Source organism: Elioraea rosea (assembly GCF_007644105.1).
GTDB lineage: Bacteria > Pseudomonadota > Alphaproteobacteria > Acetobacterales > Acetobacteraceae > Elioraea_A > Elioraea_A rosea.
The window spans coordinates 22,524-39,101 of sequence record NZ_VFAC01000022.1 but is presented as its reverse complement, the minus strand read 5'-3'; the positions used below and the strand labels follow the sequence as shown (position 1 = coordinate 39,101).

Sequence of the window (16,578 nt, the reverse complement as noted above, 5' to 3'; positions counted from 1 at the left end):
CAGGGCAGGGCTCAAGGAAGCGGGGTTGATCGGGTGCCCCGCATCCTCATTTAACCCGTAAGGAATTGGGGCTTTCGGGCCAGGGCATGGTGCATGACCCGGGGGCTGCCTCAGAAGGAAGCCAAAGGCAATGAGCGACGAGCAAGGCAAGGCGGAAGGCAAGGCAGTGGCGCCGGTTCCCGGCGACGTTCTGCCGGTGCTGCCGCTGCGCGACATCGTGGTGTTTCCGCACATGATCGTGCCGCTCTTCGTGGGGCGCGAGAAATCTGTGCGTGCCCTCGAGGCGGTGATGAAGGAGGACAAGCAGATCCTTCTCGTCGCGCAGAAGAACGCCGCGCAGGACGACCCCGGCGTCGATGACATCTTCCATGTCGGGACGGTCTCGACGGTGCTGCAGCTCCTGAAGCTGCCGGACGGCACCGTGAAGGTGCTTGTCGAAGGCGGCAAGCGCGCCCGCATCGTCGGCTTCAAGGAGACGGAGGCGTTCTTCGAGGGCTATGTCGAGACGCTGCCCGAGGCCGCAGGCGAGGGCCGCGAGGTCGAGGCGCTCGCGCGCACCGTCGTCGGCCAGTTCGAGCAGTACATCAAGCTGAACAAGAAGATCCCGCCGGAGGTGCTCGTCTCGATCAACCAGATCGAGGATGCCTCGAAGCTCTCCGATACCGTCGCCTCACATCTCGCCCTGAAGATCCCCGAGAAGCAGGACCTCCTGGAGACGCCCTCGGTCGCCGAGCGCCTGGAGAAGGTGTTCGGGCACATGGAGAGCGAGATCGGCGTGCTGCAGGTCGAGAAGCGCATCCGCAACCGCGTGAAGCGCCAGATGGAGAAGACCCAGCGCGAGTACTATCTGAACGAGCAGCTGAAGGCGATCCAGAAGGAGCTCGGCGAGGGCGAGGACGGCAAGGACGAGGCCGCCGAGCTCGAGGACCGCATCCGCAAGACCAAGCTCTCCAAGGAGGCGCGCGAGAAGGCGCTGGCGGAGCTCAAGAAGCTCCGCACCATGTCGCCGATGAGCGCCGAGGCGACTGTGGTGCGCAACTACCTCGACTGGATGCTCTCGATCCCCTGGAAGAAGAAGACCAAGATCAAGGCCGACCTGCAGGCGGCCGAGGACATTCTTGAGGCGGATCATTACGGCCTCGAGAAGGTGAAGGAGCGCATCCTCGAGTATCTCGCCGTCCAAGTGAGGAGCCCGAAGATCCGCGGCCCGATCCTCTGCCTCGTCGGGCCGCCTGGCGTCGGCAAGACCTCGCTCGGCAAGTCGATCGCCAAGGCGACTGGCCGGAACTTCGTGCGCATGTCGCTCGGCGGCGTGCGTGACGAGGCCGAGGTGCGCGGCCACCGCCGCACCTATATCGGCTCGATGCCCGGCAAGGTGATCCAGGGCATGAAGAAGGCGAAGAGCTCGAACCCGCTCTTCCTTCTCGACGAGATCGACAAGCTCGGTGCCGACTGGCGGGGCGACCCCTCGAGCGCGCTTCTCGAGGTGCTCGACCCCGAGCAGAACTCGACCTTTGCCGACCACTACCTCGAGGTGGACTACGACCTCTCCGACGTGATGTTCGTGACCACCGCGAACTCGCTCCGGATGCCGCAGCCCCTGCTCGACCGGATGGAGATCATCCGCATCCCCGGGTACACCGAGGACGAGAAGGTCGAGATCGCCAAGCGCCACCTGCTCACGAAGGTGTCGGAGGCGAACGGGCTGAAAGAGAAGGAGTGGTCGCTCTCCGACGACGCGATGCGCGACCTCATCCGCTACTACACGCGCGAGGCGGGGGTGCGTAACCTCGAGCGCGAGATCGCAGGCCTCGCCCGCAAGGCGGTGCGCGAGATCGTGCAGAAGAAGACGGCGAAGGTCGCGATCACACGCAAGAACCTCGAGAAGTATGCGGGGGTGCGCCGCTTCCGCTTCGGCGAGGCCGAGCTCGAGGACATGGTCGGCGTCGTCACCGGCCTTGCCTGGACGGAGGTGGGCGGCGAGCTTCTCTCGATCGAGGCGGTGCTGATGCCCGGCAAGGGCAACGTGCGCCACACCGGCAAGCTCGGCGACGTGATGCAGGAGAGCGTTCAGGCGGCAATGAGCTATGTCCGCTCGCGCGCGCTCTCCTTCGGCATCAAGCCACCGCTCTTCGAGAAGCGCGACATCCACGTGCACGTGCCGGAGGGGGCGACGCCGAAGGATGGTCCCTCTGCGGGCGTCGCGATGGCGACTGCCATCGTCTCGACGCTGACCGGGATCCCCGTGCGGCGCGAGATCGCGATGACGGGCGAGATCACGCTGCGCGGCCGCGTGCTGCCGATCGGGGGTCTGAAGGAGAAGCTGCTCGCGGCGCTGCGCGGCGGGCTGACCACCGTTCTCATTCCGAAGGAGAACGAGAAGGATCTCGCCGAGATTCCCGACAACGTGAAGAAGAACCTGAAGATCATCCCCGTCGCCTCGATCGACGACGTGATGCGCGAGGCGCTCGTGCGCGTCCCCGAGGCGATTGCCTGGGAGGAGCCTGCCGAGCCTGCGACCAAGCCGGGCACCGAGCAGGGCACGGCGCGCGTCGCGCACTGACGGGCGCGACTCGGCGCAAGCGAACAGGGGCGCCTCCCGCGGGGGGCGCCCTTTTTTCGCGCCCGCGTCCCGAGTCGTGGCGCCGGTCAAGGTCCAAGCGGTGGCGTTTCGGTCGCGAAAGGCCGAAACATGGCGGATTCCCTGGGGAAAACAGGGTCGGCTGCATTGACGCGCCAAAAACGCGCTGCCTAGAGTGCACGCGTGCGTTGCGGCTTTGTGGCGGGTTTCCGCGGCGGGCGGCGCGCAACCCTTTCCGCTCCAGTCACGACAAAGAGGGCAGACCCGTGAACAAGAACGACCTGGTGGCCGCAGTCGCCGACAAGACCGACCTTCCCAAGGCCAAGACGGCCGAGGTGCTCGACGCGGTGTTCGACGCGATCACCGCCGCGCTGAAGAAGAAGGACGGCGAGGTTCGCCTCGTCGGCTTCGGAACCTTCTCGAAGTCAAAGCGCAAGGCGGGCGTGGGCCGCAACCCGCGCACCGGCGAGCAGATCAAGATCGCCTCCTCAACGTCCGTCCGCTTCAAGGCGGGCAAAGCGCTGAAGGACGCCGTGAACTGATCTCCCGATCCTGATCGGTGAGGCGAGGGGCCGGAGGCGGGAACGCGTCCGGCCCTTCCGCTTTCGGGGCCCTGTTGCGCGCGGCGCGGCGCGGCCCTAAGCACAAGGCGGGCGATTAGCTCAGCGGTAGAGCGCCTCGTTTACACCGAGGATGTCGGCGGTTCGATCCCGTCATCGCCCACCAGCCCGAAGCCCACTTCGGCAGCCAGACGGGCCAGCCACCGCGCTTGACACCGCAGGGCGCAGCACCTATCACGCGCCTCCTGTTGCGCGGGTGTAGCTCAGTTGGTTAGAGCGCCGGCCTGTCACGCCGGAGGTCGCGGGTTCGAGCCCCGTCACTCGCGCCACTTTCCCTCAATCTCCAATGTGTTCCGCCGCGTTCCGGGGCCTGGGCGCACCCTCCGTCCGCGTGGTGCTGCACTGCGGCAATCGCATGCCAACGGCCGGTGGAAACCTCTGCCGAAGCCGGATAAGGTCGCGCCGCAGCGAGACCGGGCGGGCGAGCCCGGCCGAGGGAGTGCATTGGACGATGCAGACGATGCTGGCCGCGTACTTCCCCATTCTCGTCTTCATCGGCATCGCCGCGGGCGTGGCGGTGGCGATGGTCGCGGCCTCGCTGATCCTGGCCCGCCAGGCGCCTGATCCTGTGAAGCTTTCGGCCTATGAGTGCGGCTTCGAGCCGTTCGACGATGCCCGCCGCAAGTTCGACGTGCGGTTCTACCTCGTCGCCATCCTGTTCATCATCTTCGACCTCGAGGTCGCCTTCCTGTTCCCCTGGGCCGTCAGCCTCGCCGAGATCGGCTGGCTTGGCTTCGGCTCGATGATGGGCTTCCTCGGCGTGCTGACGGTGGGCTTCATCTACGAATGGAAGAAGGGGGCGCTGGAATGGGAATGAGCGCCGCGGAGAGCCGAGCATGAGCTCCACCAACGACACCACGATCGCCTGGAACCGTGAGGCGCTGGCGCCGGGCGCGGCGCAGGATGCGCTGCTGCGCGACGTCACCGGACAGATGCAGGAGAAGGGGTTCGTCGTCGCGCAGCTCGACAAGCTCGTGAACTGGGCGCGCACGGGAAGCCTCTGGCCGATGACCTTCGGGCTCGCCTGCTGCGCCGTCGAGATGATCCACGCCTACATGAGCCGCTACGACCTGGACCGGTTCGGCATCATTCCGCGGGCGAGCCCCCGGCAGTCGGACGTGATGATCGTCGCCGGCACGCTGACCAACAAGATGGCGCCGGCGCTCCGCCGCGTCTACGACCAGATGCCCGAGCCGCGCTGGGTGATCTCGATGGGAAGCTGCGCGAATGGCGGCGGATACTACCATTATTCCTACTCGGTGGTGCGCGGCTGCGACCGCATCGTCCCGGTCGACATCTACGTGCCTGGCTGCCCGCCGACGGCCGAGGCGCTCGTCTACGGCATCATGCAGCTGCAGAAGAAGATCCGCCGCACCGGCACGGTGCTGAGGCGCTGAGGGCCAGATCGTGAGCGAGGAGACGCAGAAGTCGCTCGGCGAGCTGATCGCCGAGACGGCACCGGAGGCGGTGATCGAGCATGCGGTTCGCCTCGGCGAGCACGAGCTGGTGGCGCGCGCCGAGGCGCTCGTGCCGCTGATGGCGCGGCTGCGCGACCATCCGCGATTCGCCTTCACGCAGCTGATGGATCTCTGCGGCGTCGACTGGCCGGAGAGGGCGGAGCGGTTCGACGTCGTCTACCATCTTCTCGCGCCGGCCTCGAACGCGCGGCTTCGCGTGATCGTCCCGGTCGCCGACGGCGTGGCGGTTCCCTCGGTCGTCTCCATCTGGCCGTCTGCCGGCTGGTTCGAGCGCGAGGCGTGGGACCTCTACGGCATTCCCTTTGCCGGCAATCCCGACCTGCGGCGGCTCCTCACCGATTACGGCTTCGAGGGACATCCGCTGCGGAAGGATTTCCCGCTGACGGGCCATGTCGAGCTCCGCTACGACGAGGAGCAGAAGCGCGTGGTGTACGAGCCGGTGAAGCTCACGCAGGAGTTCCGCAACTTCGACTTCCTCTCTCCCTGGGAAGGCATGACGACGCTTCCCGGAGACGAGAAGGCAGTCAGAGACCAGGCGGGCAGGGGCTGACGCACATGGCCGAGGCAGAGACGCAAGGCACGGGCGCACCCGCCATCCGCACCCACACGATGAATTTCGGGCCGCAGCATCCGGCCGCGCACGGCGTGCTGCGCCTCGTTCTCGAGATGGACGGCGAGGTGGTCGAGCGTGCCGATCCGCATATCGGGCTTCTGCATCGCGGCACCGAGAAGCTGATCGAATACAAGACCTACATGCAGGCGGTGCCGTATTTCGACCGGCTCGATTACGTCGCGCCGATGTGCCAGGAACACGCCTTCGCGCTGGCGACCGAGAAGCTTCTCGGCATCGCCGTGCCGCCGCGCGGGCAGTATGTGCGCGTACTGTTCGCCGAGATCAGCCGCATCCTGAACCATCTCCTCAACCTCACCACCTACGCGATCGATGTCGGCGCGATCACGCCGGCGCTCTGGGGCTTCGAGGAGCGCGAGAAGCTCATGGAGTTCCATGAGGCGGTCTCTGGCGCGCGGCTGCACGCGAACTACTTCCGTCCCGGCGGCGTGGCGAAGGACATGCCGGCGGGGATCGCAGAGCGCATCGGCGAATGGGCCGAGGGCTTCCCGAAATTCATCGACGACCTCGAAACGTTGCTGACGGAGAACAGGATCTGGAAGCAGCGGACGGTCGATATCGGCGTCATGTCGCTCGAGGAGGCGCTTGCCTGGGGCTGGTCGGGTCCGTGCCTGCGCGCCTCAGGTGCTGCGTGGGACCTCAGGAAGTCGCAGCCCTATGACTGCTACGGCGAGATGGAGTTCGACATTCCCGTCGGCCGCAACGGCGACTGCTATGACCGCTACCTCGTGCGCGTCGCCGAGATGCGCGAGAGCCTGAAGATCATCCGCCAGTGCCTAGCACGGATGCCCGAGGGGCCGATCAAGACGCAGGACCACAAGATCACGCCACCGAGCCGCGGCGAGATGAAGCGCTCGATGGAAGCGCTGATCCACCACTTCAAGCTCTACACCGAGGGCTATCATGTGCCTGCCGGCAGCACCTATACCGCCGTCGAGGCGCCGAAGGGCGAGTTCGGCGTCTATCTGATCGCGGACGGAACGAACAAGCCGTATCGCTGCAAGATCCGCGCGCCGGGCTTCGCGCATCTGCAGACGATGGACCACATCGCCAAGGGCCACATGCTGGCCGACGCGGTCGCCATCATCGGCAGCCTCGACATCGTGTTCGGAGAGATCGACCGGTGACAGATCGGGCGTCCCCCGCCGCCGCCTACGAGGGCGGCCCCGACAACTTCGCCTTCAGCGAGGCAACCCGGAAGCTGGCCGAGAAGCAGATCGCGAAGTACCCGGAAGGCAAGCAGGCCTCCGCCGTGAAGGGGCTGCTCGACCTCGCGATGCGCCAGATGGAGGACGAGACCGGCTCGCGCTGGCTTCCCCGCGCGGCGATGGACCATGTCGCCGGCATCCTCGGCATGGCGCCGATCCGCGTCTACGAGGTCGCCTCCTTCTACACGATGTTCAAGACGCGCCCCGTCGGCCGTCACCATCTGCAGGTCTGCACGACGACGCCGTGCTGGCTGCGCGGGTCGGATGCGGTGCTCGCCGCCTGCCGTCGCGCCGCAGGCAACGTGCCCGACGGAACGGTGAGCGAGGATGGCGAGTTCTCCGTCGAGGAGGTCGAGTGCCTCGGCGCCTGCGTGAACGCGCCGGTTCTCTGGGTCGGCGACTATTTCTACGAGGACCTGGATGGTCAGGCCACGGAACGGATCCTCGAGGCGCTGAAGCGCGGCGAGCACCCGGCCCCCGGCTCGGCGAAGGGGCGGCAGACCTCTGCCCCCGAGGGCGGCCCGACGACGCTGAAAGAGGTTCCGCCGCACCAGCCCTACAGGCCCGACCCGCCGGCGCCGGAGCCAGCCGCGCCGCAAGCCGACGCCGGGGAGTGACGAGCGATGCTGCATGACCGGGACCGTATCTTCACCAACCTCTACGGCCAGCATGCCTGGCGGCTCGAAGGCGCCCGCGCGCGCGGTGACTGGGACGGCACGGGCGCACTGATCGCCAAGGGGCGCGACTGGATCGTCGAGGAGGTCAAGCAGTCGGGCCTGCGCGGCCGCGGCGGCGCGGGGTTCCCCACCGGGCTCAAGTGGTCGTTCATGCCCAAGGCCTCGCCCGACGGGCGGCCCTCCTACCTCGTGGTCAACGCCGACGAGAGCGAGCCCGGCACCTGCAAGGACCGCGACATTCTGCGCCACGATCCGCACAAGCTGATCGAAGGCTGCCTTCTCGCCGGCGTCGGCATGGGCGCGCATGCGGGCTACATCTACATCCGCGGCGAGTTCCACGCCGAGTACAAGAACCTCCAGGCGGCGATCGACGAGGCCTACGAGGCGGGGCTGCTCGGCAGGAACGCCTGCGGCTCGGGCTTCGATTTCGACCTCTACGTCTCGCGCGGCGCAGGCGCCTATATCTGCGGCGAGGAGACGGCGCTGATCGAGAGCCTCGAGGGCAAGAAGGGCATGCCGCGGCTGAAGCCGCCGTTCCCCGCTGCCGTCGGCCTCTATGGCTGCCCGACCACGGTGAACAATGTCGAGAGCATCGCGGTGGTGCCGACGATCCTGCGCCGCGGCCATGCCTGGTTCGCCGGCCTCGGGCGGCCGAAGAACGCGGGCACCAAGGTGTTCTGCATCTCCGGCCACGTGAACAAGCCCTGCAACGTGGAGGAGGAGCTCGGCATCCCGCTCAAGGAGCTGATTGAGCGCTACGCGGGCGGCGTGCGCGGCGGGTGGGACAATCTTCTCGCCGTCATCCCCGGCGGCTCCTCCGTGCCGCTCCTTCCGAAGTCGATCTGCGACACGGTGCTGATGGATTTCGACAGCCTCCGCGAGGTGCGCTCGGGCCTCGGCACGGCGGCGGTGATCGTGATGGACAAGTCCACCGACGTGATCGCCGCGATCGCGCGGCTGTCGCGCTTCTACAAGGTGGAGAGCTGCGGCCAGTGCACGCCCTGCCGTGAGGGCACGGGCTGGATGTGGCGGGTGATGGAGCGGATGGTGCAGGGCCGCGCCGAGCCCGAGGAGATCGATGTTCTCGAGCAGGTGACGCGCCAGGTCGAGGGACACACGATCTGCGCGCTCGGCGACGCCGCGGCCTGGCCGATCCAGGGCCTGATCCGGCATTTCCGTCCGCTGATGGAGGAGCGGATCGCCGCCTACAAGGCAGGGCGCGCGCGGCCGATGCCGCTCGCTGCGGAGTGAGACGATGCCGAAACTGACAGTCGACGGGATCGAGGTCGAGGTTCCGCCCGGGGCGACGGTGCTGCAGGCCTGCGAGATGGCAGGCAAGGAGATCCCGCGCTTCTGCTACCACGAGCGGCTCTCGATCGCCGGCAATTGCCGGATGTGCCTCGTCGAGCTCGAGAAGGCGCCGAAGCCGATCGCGTCCTGCGCCTACCCCGTCGCCGACAACATGGTGGTCCACACCGACACGCCGACGGTCCGGGCAGCCCGCCGCGGGGTGATGGAATTCCTGCTGATCAACCATCCGCTCGACTGCCCGATCTGCGACCAGGGCGGCGAGTGCGACCTGCAGGACCAGGCGATGGGCTACGGGTTCGACCATTCGCGCTACGCCGAGAACAAGCGGGCGGTGAAGGACAAGGAGCTCGGCCCGCTCATCAAGACCTCCATGAACCGCTGCATCCACTGCACGCGCTGCGTCCGGTTCGCGACCGAGGTGGCCGGCGTGCCGGAGCTCGGCGCAACGGGTCGCGGCGAGCAGATGGAGATCGGCACCTATGTCGAGCATGCGCTGACCTCCGAGCTCTCTGGCAACATGATCGACCTCTGCCCCGTCGGCGCGCTCACCTCCAAGCCGTACGCCTTCGTCGCGCGCCCGTGGGAGCTCGTGCGCACCGACGGCATCGACGCTACGGACGCGGTCGGCTCGAACATCCGCATCGACAGCCGCGGCCCGCAGGTGCTCCGCATCCTCCCCCGCCTGAACGAGGCGGTGAACGAGGAGTGGATCAGCGACAAGGCGCGCTTCAGCGTCGATGGGTTGACGCGCCGGCGCCTCGACCGCCCGTGGATGAGGGAAGGGGGCAAGCTTCGCCCAGCGAGCTGGGCCGAGGCGTTCGCGGCGATCGCGGCACGCGCCAGCGGGCTCGGCGGCGACAGGATCGCCGCGCTTGCCGGCGACATGGCCGACCTCGAGAGCATGGTCGCGCTGCGCGACCTGATGGCCGCACTCGGCTCGGGCAACATCGACTGCCGGCAGGATGGCGCGCGCATCGATGCCTCGCGGCGTGACTTCTACCTGTTCAACTCGACGATCGCAGGCATCGAGCGGGCCGACGCGGCGCTGCTCATCGGCACCAACCCGCGACGCGAGGCGGCGGTGCTGAATTCGCGGCTCCGCAAGCGCTGGCTCGCCGGCCGCTTCCCCATCGGCGTGATCGGCGAGGCGGCCGATCTCACCTACGGCTACGAGCATCTGGGCGACGGGCCTGCGGCGCTGACCGCGTTGCTTGACGGCTCGGCCGCCTTCCTCGAGACGTTGAAGGCGGCAAAGCACCCGATGGTGATCGTCGGCCAGGGCGCGCTCGCCCGGCCCGATGGCGCCGCCGTGCTCGCTGCGGCCTGGACGGTCGCGCGCGAGATCGGCGCGCTGTCGGAGGAGTGGCACGGGTTCAACATGCTGCACACGGCGGCGGCCCGCGTCGGCGCGCTCGACATCGGGTTCCTGCCGCATGGCGACGGACGGGGCCGGGACGGCATCCTCGCCGGGTGCGAGCAGGGCGACGTTGATCTCGTCTGGCTGCTCGGCGCCGACGAGATCCCGATGGAGCGGCTCGGCCGCGCCTTCGTGGTTTACCAGGGCCATCACGGCGATGCGGGGGCGAAGCGGGCGGACGTGATCCTTCCTGGCGCGGCCTATGTCGAGAAGGATGGAACCTGGCTCAACACGGAGGGGCGCCTGCAGCAGGGCTTCCGGGCCGTGTTCCCGCCAGGCGAGGCCAAGGAGGATTGGGCGATCATCCGCGCCGCCTCGGCCGTGCTCGGTGCGACGCTTTCCTACAACGACCTCGCCGGTGTGCGCGCCCGTGCGGCGGCCCTCGGCGCGGGGCGGCTGGATGCCCCCGTGGGCGGCGGCTGCGCCGATCTCGGCGGCCCCTCGGGTGACCCGCGGGCGCTCGCCACCGATGCCTTCGCCTCGCCTGTGCGCGACTTCTACCGGACGGACCCGATCGGCCGCGCCTCGCCGACCATGGCGGCCTGCGCGGCGACGGTGGCGGCACCCGAAGCCGTGGCGGCGGAGTAGCCGGTCATGCAGGAGTTCCTCGCCACGCCGTTCGGCACGCTTCTCTTCACCGTCGTCGCGGTCCTCGTGATCATGGTGCCGGTGCTGATCGGCGTCGCCTACCTCACCTACGCCGAGCGCAAGGTGCTCGCGGCGATGCAGCTCCGGAAGGGGCCGAACATCGTCGGGCCATTCGGGCTGTTCCAGCCCTTCGCCGACGCCATCAAGCTGATGATGAAGGAGACGATCGTCCCCACCGGGTCGAACCGCCTCCTGTTCCTGATGGCGCCGATGCTGACGTTCGCGCTGGCGCTGATCGCCTGGGCGGTGATCCCGTTCGGGCCGGGCCTCGTTCTCGCCGACATCAACGTCGGCGTGCTCTACCTCTTCGCAATCTCCTCGCTCGGCGTCTACGGCATCATCATCGCCGGCTGGGCGTCGAACTCGAAATACGCCTTCCTCGGCGCGCTCCGCTCGGCCGCGCAGATGGTGAGCTACGAGGTCTCGATCGGCTTCGTCATCATCACCGTGCTGCTCTGCGTCGGCTCGCTGAACCTCACCGAGGTGGTGCTGGCGCAGCAGGGCCTGTGGTTCGCCATCCCGCTCTTCCCGATGTTCGTGGTGTTCTTCATCTCTGCGCTCGCGGAGACGAACCGGGCCCCGTTCGACCTGCCGGAGGGCGAGAGCGAGATCGTCGCGGGCTTCTTCGTCGAGTACAGCTCGATGAGCTTCGCGCTGTTCTTCCTCGGCGAGTACGCCAACATGATCCTGATGAGCGGGATGACGACCATCCTGTTCCTCGGCGGCTGGCTGCCTTTGTGGGACATCGCGCCGCTGAACTGGATCCCGGGGCCGATCTGGTTCGCGCTGAAGATCTGCCTCTGCCTCTTCGTGTTCCTCTGGGTCCGCGCGACCTTCCCCCGCTACCGCTATGACCAGCTCATGCGGCTCGGCTGGAAGGTGTTCCTTCCCTTCTCGCTTCTCTGGGTGGTGCTGACGGCCGGGGCGCTGATGGCGTTCGGCTGGCTGCCCGGCCAGACATGAGCAGGCTCATGCGGATCGGCGGTTGCGGCGCGGCACGCGCGGGGCTAGGAACCCCGGCAGTCGAGGAAGGAGCGTAGAATGGGCGTGATGGACCGCACGGTGCGCGGCCTGTTGCTGTCCGAGCTTGTCTCGGGCATGGCGCTGACGCTGCGCTACTTCTTCAAGCCCAAGGTCACGATCAACTACCCCTACGAGAAGGGCCCGATCAGCCCCCGCTTCAAGGGCGAGCATGCGCTGCGGCGCTACCCGAACGGCGAGGAGCGCTGCATCGCCTGCAAGTTGTGCGAGGCGGTCTGCCCGGCCCAGGCCATCACGATCGAGGCCGAACCGCGCGAGGATGGCTCCCGCCGCACCACGCGCTACGACATCGACATGACCAAGTGCATCTATTGCGGCCTCTGCGAGGAGGCCTGCCCGGTCGACGCGATCGTGGAAGGGCCGAACTTCGAGTTCTCGACGGAGACGCGCGAGGAGCTGATGTACAACAAGGACCGGCTGCTCGCGAACGGCGACCGCTGGGAGGCCGAGATCGCCGCGCGCCTCGCGGCAGATGGACCGTACCGGTGAAGGCGCACGCGCGGTGATCGCAACGCTCGCCTTCTACGCCTTCGCATCGGTGCTCGTCGCCTCCGCGGCGATGGTCGTGACCTCGCGGAACCCGGTGCACGCAGTGCTGTTCCTGATCCTTGCCTTCTTCAACGCGGCGGGGCTGTTCCTGCTCGCGGGCGCCGAGTTCCTCGCGATGATCCTCGTCATCGTCTACGTCGGCGCGGTGGCGGTGCTGTTCCTGTTCGTCGTCATGATGCTCGACGTGAACTTCTCCGAGATGCGCTCGGGCTTCGTGCGCTACCTGCCGATCGGCGGCGCCGTGGGCCTCGTGCTTCTTGCCGAGCTGTTGATGGTCGGCGCGGTGTGGTCGGTCTCGCCTTCGGCGCCGCGGCTCATTGCCGTACCGGTGCCGGGCGGCGTCACTAACACCGAGGCGCTCGGGCGGGTCCTCTATACCGACTACATCTACCTGTTCCAGGCGGCCGGCATCGTGCTGCTCGTCGCCATGATCGGCGCGATCGTGCTGACGCTGCGCGACAGGCCCGGCACCAAGCGGCAGGACATCGCCCGGCAGATCGACCGCTCCCGCCGCGAGACGCTCGACATGGTCAACGTCGAGGTCGGGCAGGGCATGGTCGTTCCACCCAAGCACGAGCCGGCGAAGCAGCCGGAGCACGCGAACGGCAACGGCCACCACGGGGGAGGGCACCACTGATGCTCGCCGTCGGGCTCGGCCACTACCTCGCTGTCGCGGCGATCCTGTTCTCGCTCGGCGTGTTCGGGATCTTCCTGAACCGGAAGAACGTGATCGTCATCCTGATGTCGATCGAGCTCCTGCTGCTCGCCGTCAACATCAACCTCGTCGCCTTCAGCGCCCATCTGGGCGACCTGACGGGCCAGATCTTCGTGATGTTCATCCTCACCGTTGCGGCTGCGGAGGCGGCAATCGGGCTTGCGATCGTCGTCGTCTACTTCCGCAACCGCGGCTCCATCGCGGTCGAGGACATCAGCATGATGAAGGGGTGAGCGGGCCGTGATCGAGACCGGAGCCGTCTTCTTCCCCCTGCTCGGCGCGATCATCGCCGGGTTCTTCGGCCGCTCGCTCGGCGACCGCGGGGCGCAGCTCGTCACCGTCGGCTGCATGGCGCTCGCTGCCGCCTGCGGCGTCGCGCTGTTCTTCGACGTCGCCTTCGCCGGCAACGCGCGCACGGTGGTGCTCGCGACCTGGATCGACAGCGGCAGCTTCGAGGCGAACTGGGCACTTCGCTACGACACGCTGTCTGCCGTCATGGTCGGGATGGTCACCTTCATCTCGACGCTGATCCACATCTATTCAGTCGGCTACATGAGCCATGACCGCAGCATCCCGCGCTTCATGGCGTACCTCTCGCTGTTCACCTTCGCGATGCTGATGCTGGTGACGGCGGACAACCTGATCCAGCTCTTCTTCGGCTGGGAAGGCGTCGGTCTCGCCTCCTACCTTCTGATCGGATTCTGGTTCGACCGCGAAAGCGCCAACCGCGCCGCGATGAAGGCCTTCATCGTCAACCGCGTCGGCGATGTCGGCTTCGCGCTCGGCATCTGCGGCGTGTTCGTGCTGACAGACAGCATCGCCTTCGACGCGGTGTTCGCAGCCCTCGCCGGCCATGGCTCGACGATGGTGAGTGCATTCGGCGGAGAGGTGCGCGCGGTCGAGCTCTGCGCCGTCCTGCTGTTCATCGGCGCGATGGGCAAGTCGGCCCAGCTCGGCCTGCACACCTGGCTGCCGGACGCCATGGAGGGCCCCACCCCGGTCTCGGCGCTGATCCATGCAGCGACCATGGTGACAGCAGGCGTCTTCCTCGTCGCGCGCATGTCGCCTCTGTTCGAGATGGCGCCGGTCGCGCTCGCGCTCGTCACGATCATCGGCGCCTCGACGGCGCTGTTCGCCGCCACGATCGGCTGTGTGCAGAACGACATCAAGCGCATCATCGCGTACTCGACGTGCTCGCAGCTCGGCTACATGTTCTTCGCAGCCGGCGTCTCGGCCTACCCGGCGGCGATCTTCCACCTCTTCACGCACGCCTTCTTCAAGGCGCTTCTCTTCCTCGGCGCTGGCAGCGTGATCCACGCGATGAGCGACGAGCAGGACATCCGCCGCATGGGCGGCATCTGGCGGAAAATCCCCGCCACCTATGCGCTGATGTGGATCGGCAACCTCGCTCTCGCCGGCGTGCCGTTCTTCGCCGGCTTCTACTCGAAGGACATGGTGCTCGAGGCGGCCTGGGGCGCGCACACCGCTGTCGGCCAGTACGCGTTCTGGTGCGGCATCATCGCTGCCTTCCTCACCGCCTTCTACTCCTGGCGCCTGCTCATCCTCACCTTCCATGGCGAGCCGAGGGCAGACCATCACGTGATGGAGCATGTGCACGAGAGCCCGCCCGTGATGGTGCTGCCTCTTGTCGTGCTCGCCATCGGCGCGGTGTTCGCCGGCGCGGTGTTCTACGAGCCCTTCGTCGGCCACCACTGGCAGGATTTCTGGCGCACCGCGATTGTCGTCGCGCCAGGCAACGACGCGATGGAGAACGCCCACCACGTTCCGCTCTGGGTGAAGTGGCTGCCGGTCGTCATGGGTGTCTCGGGCATCGCGCTCGCCTACGCGCTCTACATGGGCGCGCCCGGCCTGCCGGCGCGGATCGCGGCGCGCTTCCAGGGCGTGTACCAGTTCCTCCTGAACAAGTGGTACTTCGACGAGCTCTACGACGCATTGTTCGTCCGCCCCTCGATGGTCATCGGGCGCGCGCTCTGGAAGGGCGGCGACGGGGCGATCATTGACGGGTTCGGCCCGGACGGCATCGCCGCCGCGGCGAAGGCGACGGCCTCGAAGGTCGTGAAGCTGCAGACGGGCCTCGTCTACCACTACGCCTTCGCGATGATGATCGGCATCGTCGTTCTGGTGACGCTGTTCGCGACGGGGCGCTTCTGAGATGAACGACGCGGGCTTCCCGCTGCTCAGCCTCATCACCTTCCTTCCCCTGCTCGGTGCCGCGATCATCGCGACCGTCCAGGGCGACGAGCGCACCGTGGCGCAGAATGCGCGCTGGACCGCTCTGTGGACGAGCTCGATCGTCTTCGCGATCTCGCTGATCCTCTGGTTCCGCTTCGACACCGACAGCGCGGGCTTCCAGTTCGTCGAGCAGGGGCTGTGGCTCGAGGGCCTCGGCATCGGCTACCACATGGGGGTCGACGGCCTTTCCGTCCTCTTCGTCCTGCTCTCGACGCTTCTGACGCCGATCTGCATCGTCGCCTCCTGGCAATCGGTCCAGACCCGCGTTCGCGAGTACATGATGGCCTTCCTCGTCCTCGAGACGATGATGGTCGGCATGTTCTGCGCGCTGGACATGGTGATCTTCTACGTCTTCTTCGAAGGCGTGCTGATCCCGATGTTCCTGATCATCGGCGTCTGGGGCGGAGCGCGGCGGACCTACGCGGCGTTCAAGTTCTTCCTCTACACGCTGCTCGGCTCGGTGCTGATGCTTCTGGCGCTGATCTGGATCTATCTCGACGCCGGCACGACCGACATCCCAGCGCTGCTGCAGCACCGCATCGCGCCCGCAGCACAGACCTGGCTGTTCCTCGCCTTCTTCGCCTCCTTCGCGGTGAAGGTGCCGATGTGGCCGCTGCACACCTGGCTGCCCGACGCGCATGTGGAGGCGCCGACGGCGGGTTCGGTGATCCTCGCGGGCGTGCTCCTGAAGATGGGCGGCTACGGGTTCCTGCGCTTCTCGATCCCGATGATGCCGGACGCGACCGTCGAGCTCGCGCCCTTCATCTTCGCGCTGTCGGTCATCGCCGTTGTCTACACCTCGCTCGTCGCGCTCGCGCAGACTGACATCAAGAAGCTGATCGCCTATTCCTCCGTGGCGCACATGGGGCTCGTGACGCTCGGGCTGTTCACGCTGAACCAGCAGGGCATCGAGGGCGCGATCTTCCAGATGCTCTCGCACGGTGTCGTCTCGGGCGCCCTCTTCCTCTGCGTCGGCGTGATCTATGACCGGATGCACACGCGCGAGATCGCTGCCTATGGCGGACTTGCGAGCACCATGCCGCGCTACGCGCTTCTCTTCATGCTGTTCACCATGGCCTCCGTCGGCCTTCCCGGGACTTCCGGGTTCGTCGGCGAGTTCCTCGCCATCGTCGGCGCCTGGCAGGTGAGCAAGCTGCTCGCGCTTCTCGCCGCCTCAGGCATGGTGCTCGGCGCGGGCTACATGCTTTATCTCTACCGGCGCGTGATCTTCGGCGCGCTGACCAAGGAGAACCTGAAGGGGCTCGGGGACCTCTCGCCGCGCGAGATCGCGGTGTTTGCGCCCCTCGCGGTGCTGACGCTGTGGATGGGCATCTACCCCACCACCTTCACCGCCTTCTTCGACCAGTCCGTGTCCCGCCTGATCGCCCAGCACCAGGCGGCGATTGCGGCGACACGCCAGCTCGCAGGGCTCTGAGCGATGACGGCCAC

15 protein-coding genes and 2 tRNA genes are annotated in these 16,578 nt (G+C 67.3%); all 17 read left to right on the top strand.

Features of this window, described 5'->3' with window-relative positions:
- The first annotated feature begins 130 nt into the window (after positions 1-130).
- The 17 genes from lon (at position 131) to FIF60_RS13820 (ending at position 16,564) form a co-directional block, all read left to right on the top strand.
- Entirely contained in the window at positions 131-2,563 is a 2,433-nt protein-coding gene (gene lon, locus FIF60_RS13900; RefSeq protein ID WP_204251201.1) for an endopeptidase La, read from the top strand.
- Between the two features lie 284 nt (positions 2,564-2,847).
- Positions 2,848-3,123, top strand: a complete 276-nt coding sequence (locus FIF60_RS13895) for an HU family DNA-binding protein (RefSeq protein WP_144186691.1) — start codon at positions 2,848-2,850, stop codon at positions 3,121-3,123.
- A 109-nt stretch (positions 3,124-3,232) separates the two neighbouring features.
- Positions 3,233-3,307, top strand: a tRNA-Val gene (locus FIF60_RS13890).
- A gap of 86 nt (positions 3,308-3,393) precedes the next feature.
- A tRNA-Asp gene (locus FIF60_RS13885) sits at positions 3,394-3,470 on the top strand.
- Between the two features lie 182 nt (positions 3,471-3,652).
- Positions 3,653-4,018 (top strand): NADH-quinone oxidoreductase subunit A, encoded by a 366-nt coding sequence (locus FIF60_RS13880; protein WP_158639215.1) that lies wholly within the window; start codon positions 3,653-3,655, stop codon positions 4,016-4,018.
- Positions 4,019-4,037: 19 nt separating this feature from the next.
- Positions 4,038-4,598, top strand: a complete 561-nt coding sequence (locus tag FIF60_RS13875) for a NuoB/complex I 20 kDa subunit family protein (protein ID WP_144186689.1) — start codon at positions 4,038-4,040, stop codon at positions 4,596-4,598.
- Positions 4,599-4,608: 10 nt separating this feature from the next.
- A complete protein-coding gene (locus FIF60_RS13870; protein ID WP_144186688.1) occupies positions 4,609-5,229 on the top strand; it encodes an NADH-quinone oxidoreductase subunit C in 621 nt (206 codons plus the stop codon).
- Between the two features lie 5 nt (positions 5,230-5,234).
- Positions 5,235-6,437 carry an NADH-quinone oxidoreductase subunit D gene (locus FIF60_RS13865; RefSeq protein ID WP_144186687.1) on the top strand — a complete coding sequence of 401 codons (1,203 nt, stop codon included), beginning with the start codon at positions 5,235-5,237 and terminating at the stop codon, positions 6,435-6,437.
- Complete coding sequence (locus FIF60_RS13860; protein ID WP_144186686.1) at positions 6,434-7,135, top strand: complex I 24 kDa subunit family protein; 702 nt, start codon at positions 6,434-6,436, stop codon at positions 7,133-7,135. Before FIF60_RS13865 ends, FIF60_RS13860 begins: the two co-directional genes overlap by 4 nt.
- 6 nt (positions 7,136-7,141) lie before the next feature.
- Positions 7,142-8,446, top strand: coding sequence for an NADH-quinone oxidoreductase subunit NuoF (gene nuoF / locus FIF60_RS13855; protein ID WP_144186685.1), 1,305 nt, complete (start codon positions 7,142-7,144; stop codon positions 8,444-8,446).
- Between the two features lie 4 nt (positions 8,447-8,450).
- Entirely contained in the window at positions 8,451-10,511 is a 2,061-nt protein-coding gene (nuoG, locus tag FIF60_RS13850; protein ID WP_144186684.1) for an NADH-quinone oxidoreductase subunit NuoG, read from the top strand.
- 6 nt (positions 10,512-10,517) lie between these two features.
- Positions 10,518-11,534: an NADH-quinone oxidoreductase subunit NuoH gene (nuoH, locus tag FIF60_RS13845; protein ID WP_144186683.1), complete on the top strand. Its 1,017-nt coding sequence runs from the start codon at positions 10,518-10,520 to the stop codon at positions 11,532-11,534.
- A 78-nt stretch (positions 11,535-11,612) separates the two neighbouring features.
- Positions 11,613-12,101 carry an NADH-quinone oxidoreductase subunit NuoI gene (gene nuoI, locus FIF60_RS13840; protein WP_144186682.1) on the top strand — a complete coding sequence of 163 codons (489 nt, stop codon included), beginning with the start codon at positions 11,613-11,615 and terminating at the stop codon, positions 12,099-12,101.
- 13 nt (positions 12,102-12,114) lie between these two features.
- A complete protein-coding gene (locus FIF60_RS13835; protein ID WP_204251200.1) occupies positions 12,115-12,798 on the top strand; it encodes an NADH-quinone oxidoreductase subunit J in 684 nt (227 codons plus the stop codon).
- Positions 12,798-13,109, top strand: coding sequence for an NADH-quinone oxidoreductase subunit NuoK (nuoK, locus tag FIF60_RS13830; RefSeq protein ID WP_144186680.1), 312 nt, complete (start codon positions 12,798-12,800; stop codon positions 13,107-13,109). The genes FIF60_RS13835 and nuoK overlap by 1 nt, the downstream gene beginning before the upstream one ends.
- Before the next feature lie 7 nt (positions 13,110-13,116).
- Positions 13,117-15,048, top strand: a complete 1,932-nt coding sequence (gene nuoL / locus FIF60_RS13825; RefSeq protein ID WP_456305153.1) for an NADH-quinone oxidoreductase subunit L — start codon at positions 13,117-13,119, stop codon at positions 15,046-15,048.
- Between the two features lies 1 nt (position 15,049).
- On the top strand, positions 15,050-16,564 hold the full coding sequence (locus FIF60_RS13820; protein WP_144186679.1) for an NADH-quinone oxidoreductase subunit M: 1,515 nt from the start codon (positions 15,050-15,052) through the stop codon (positions 16,562-16,564).
- Positions 16,565-16,578: the final 14 nt, after the last annotated feature.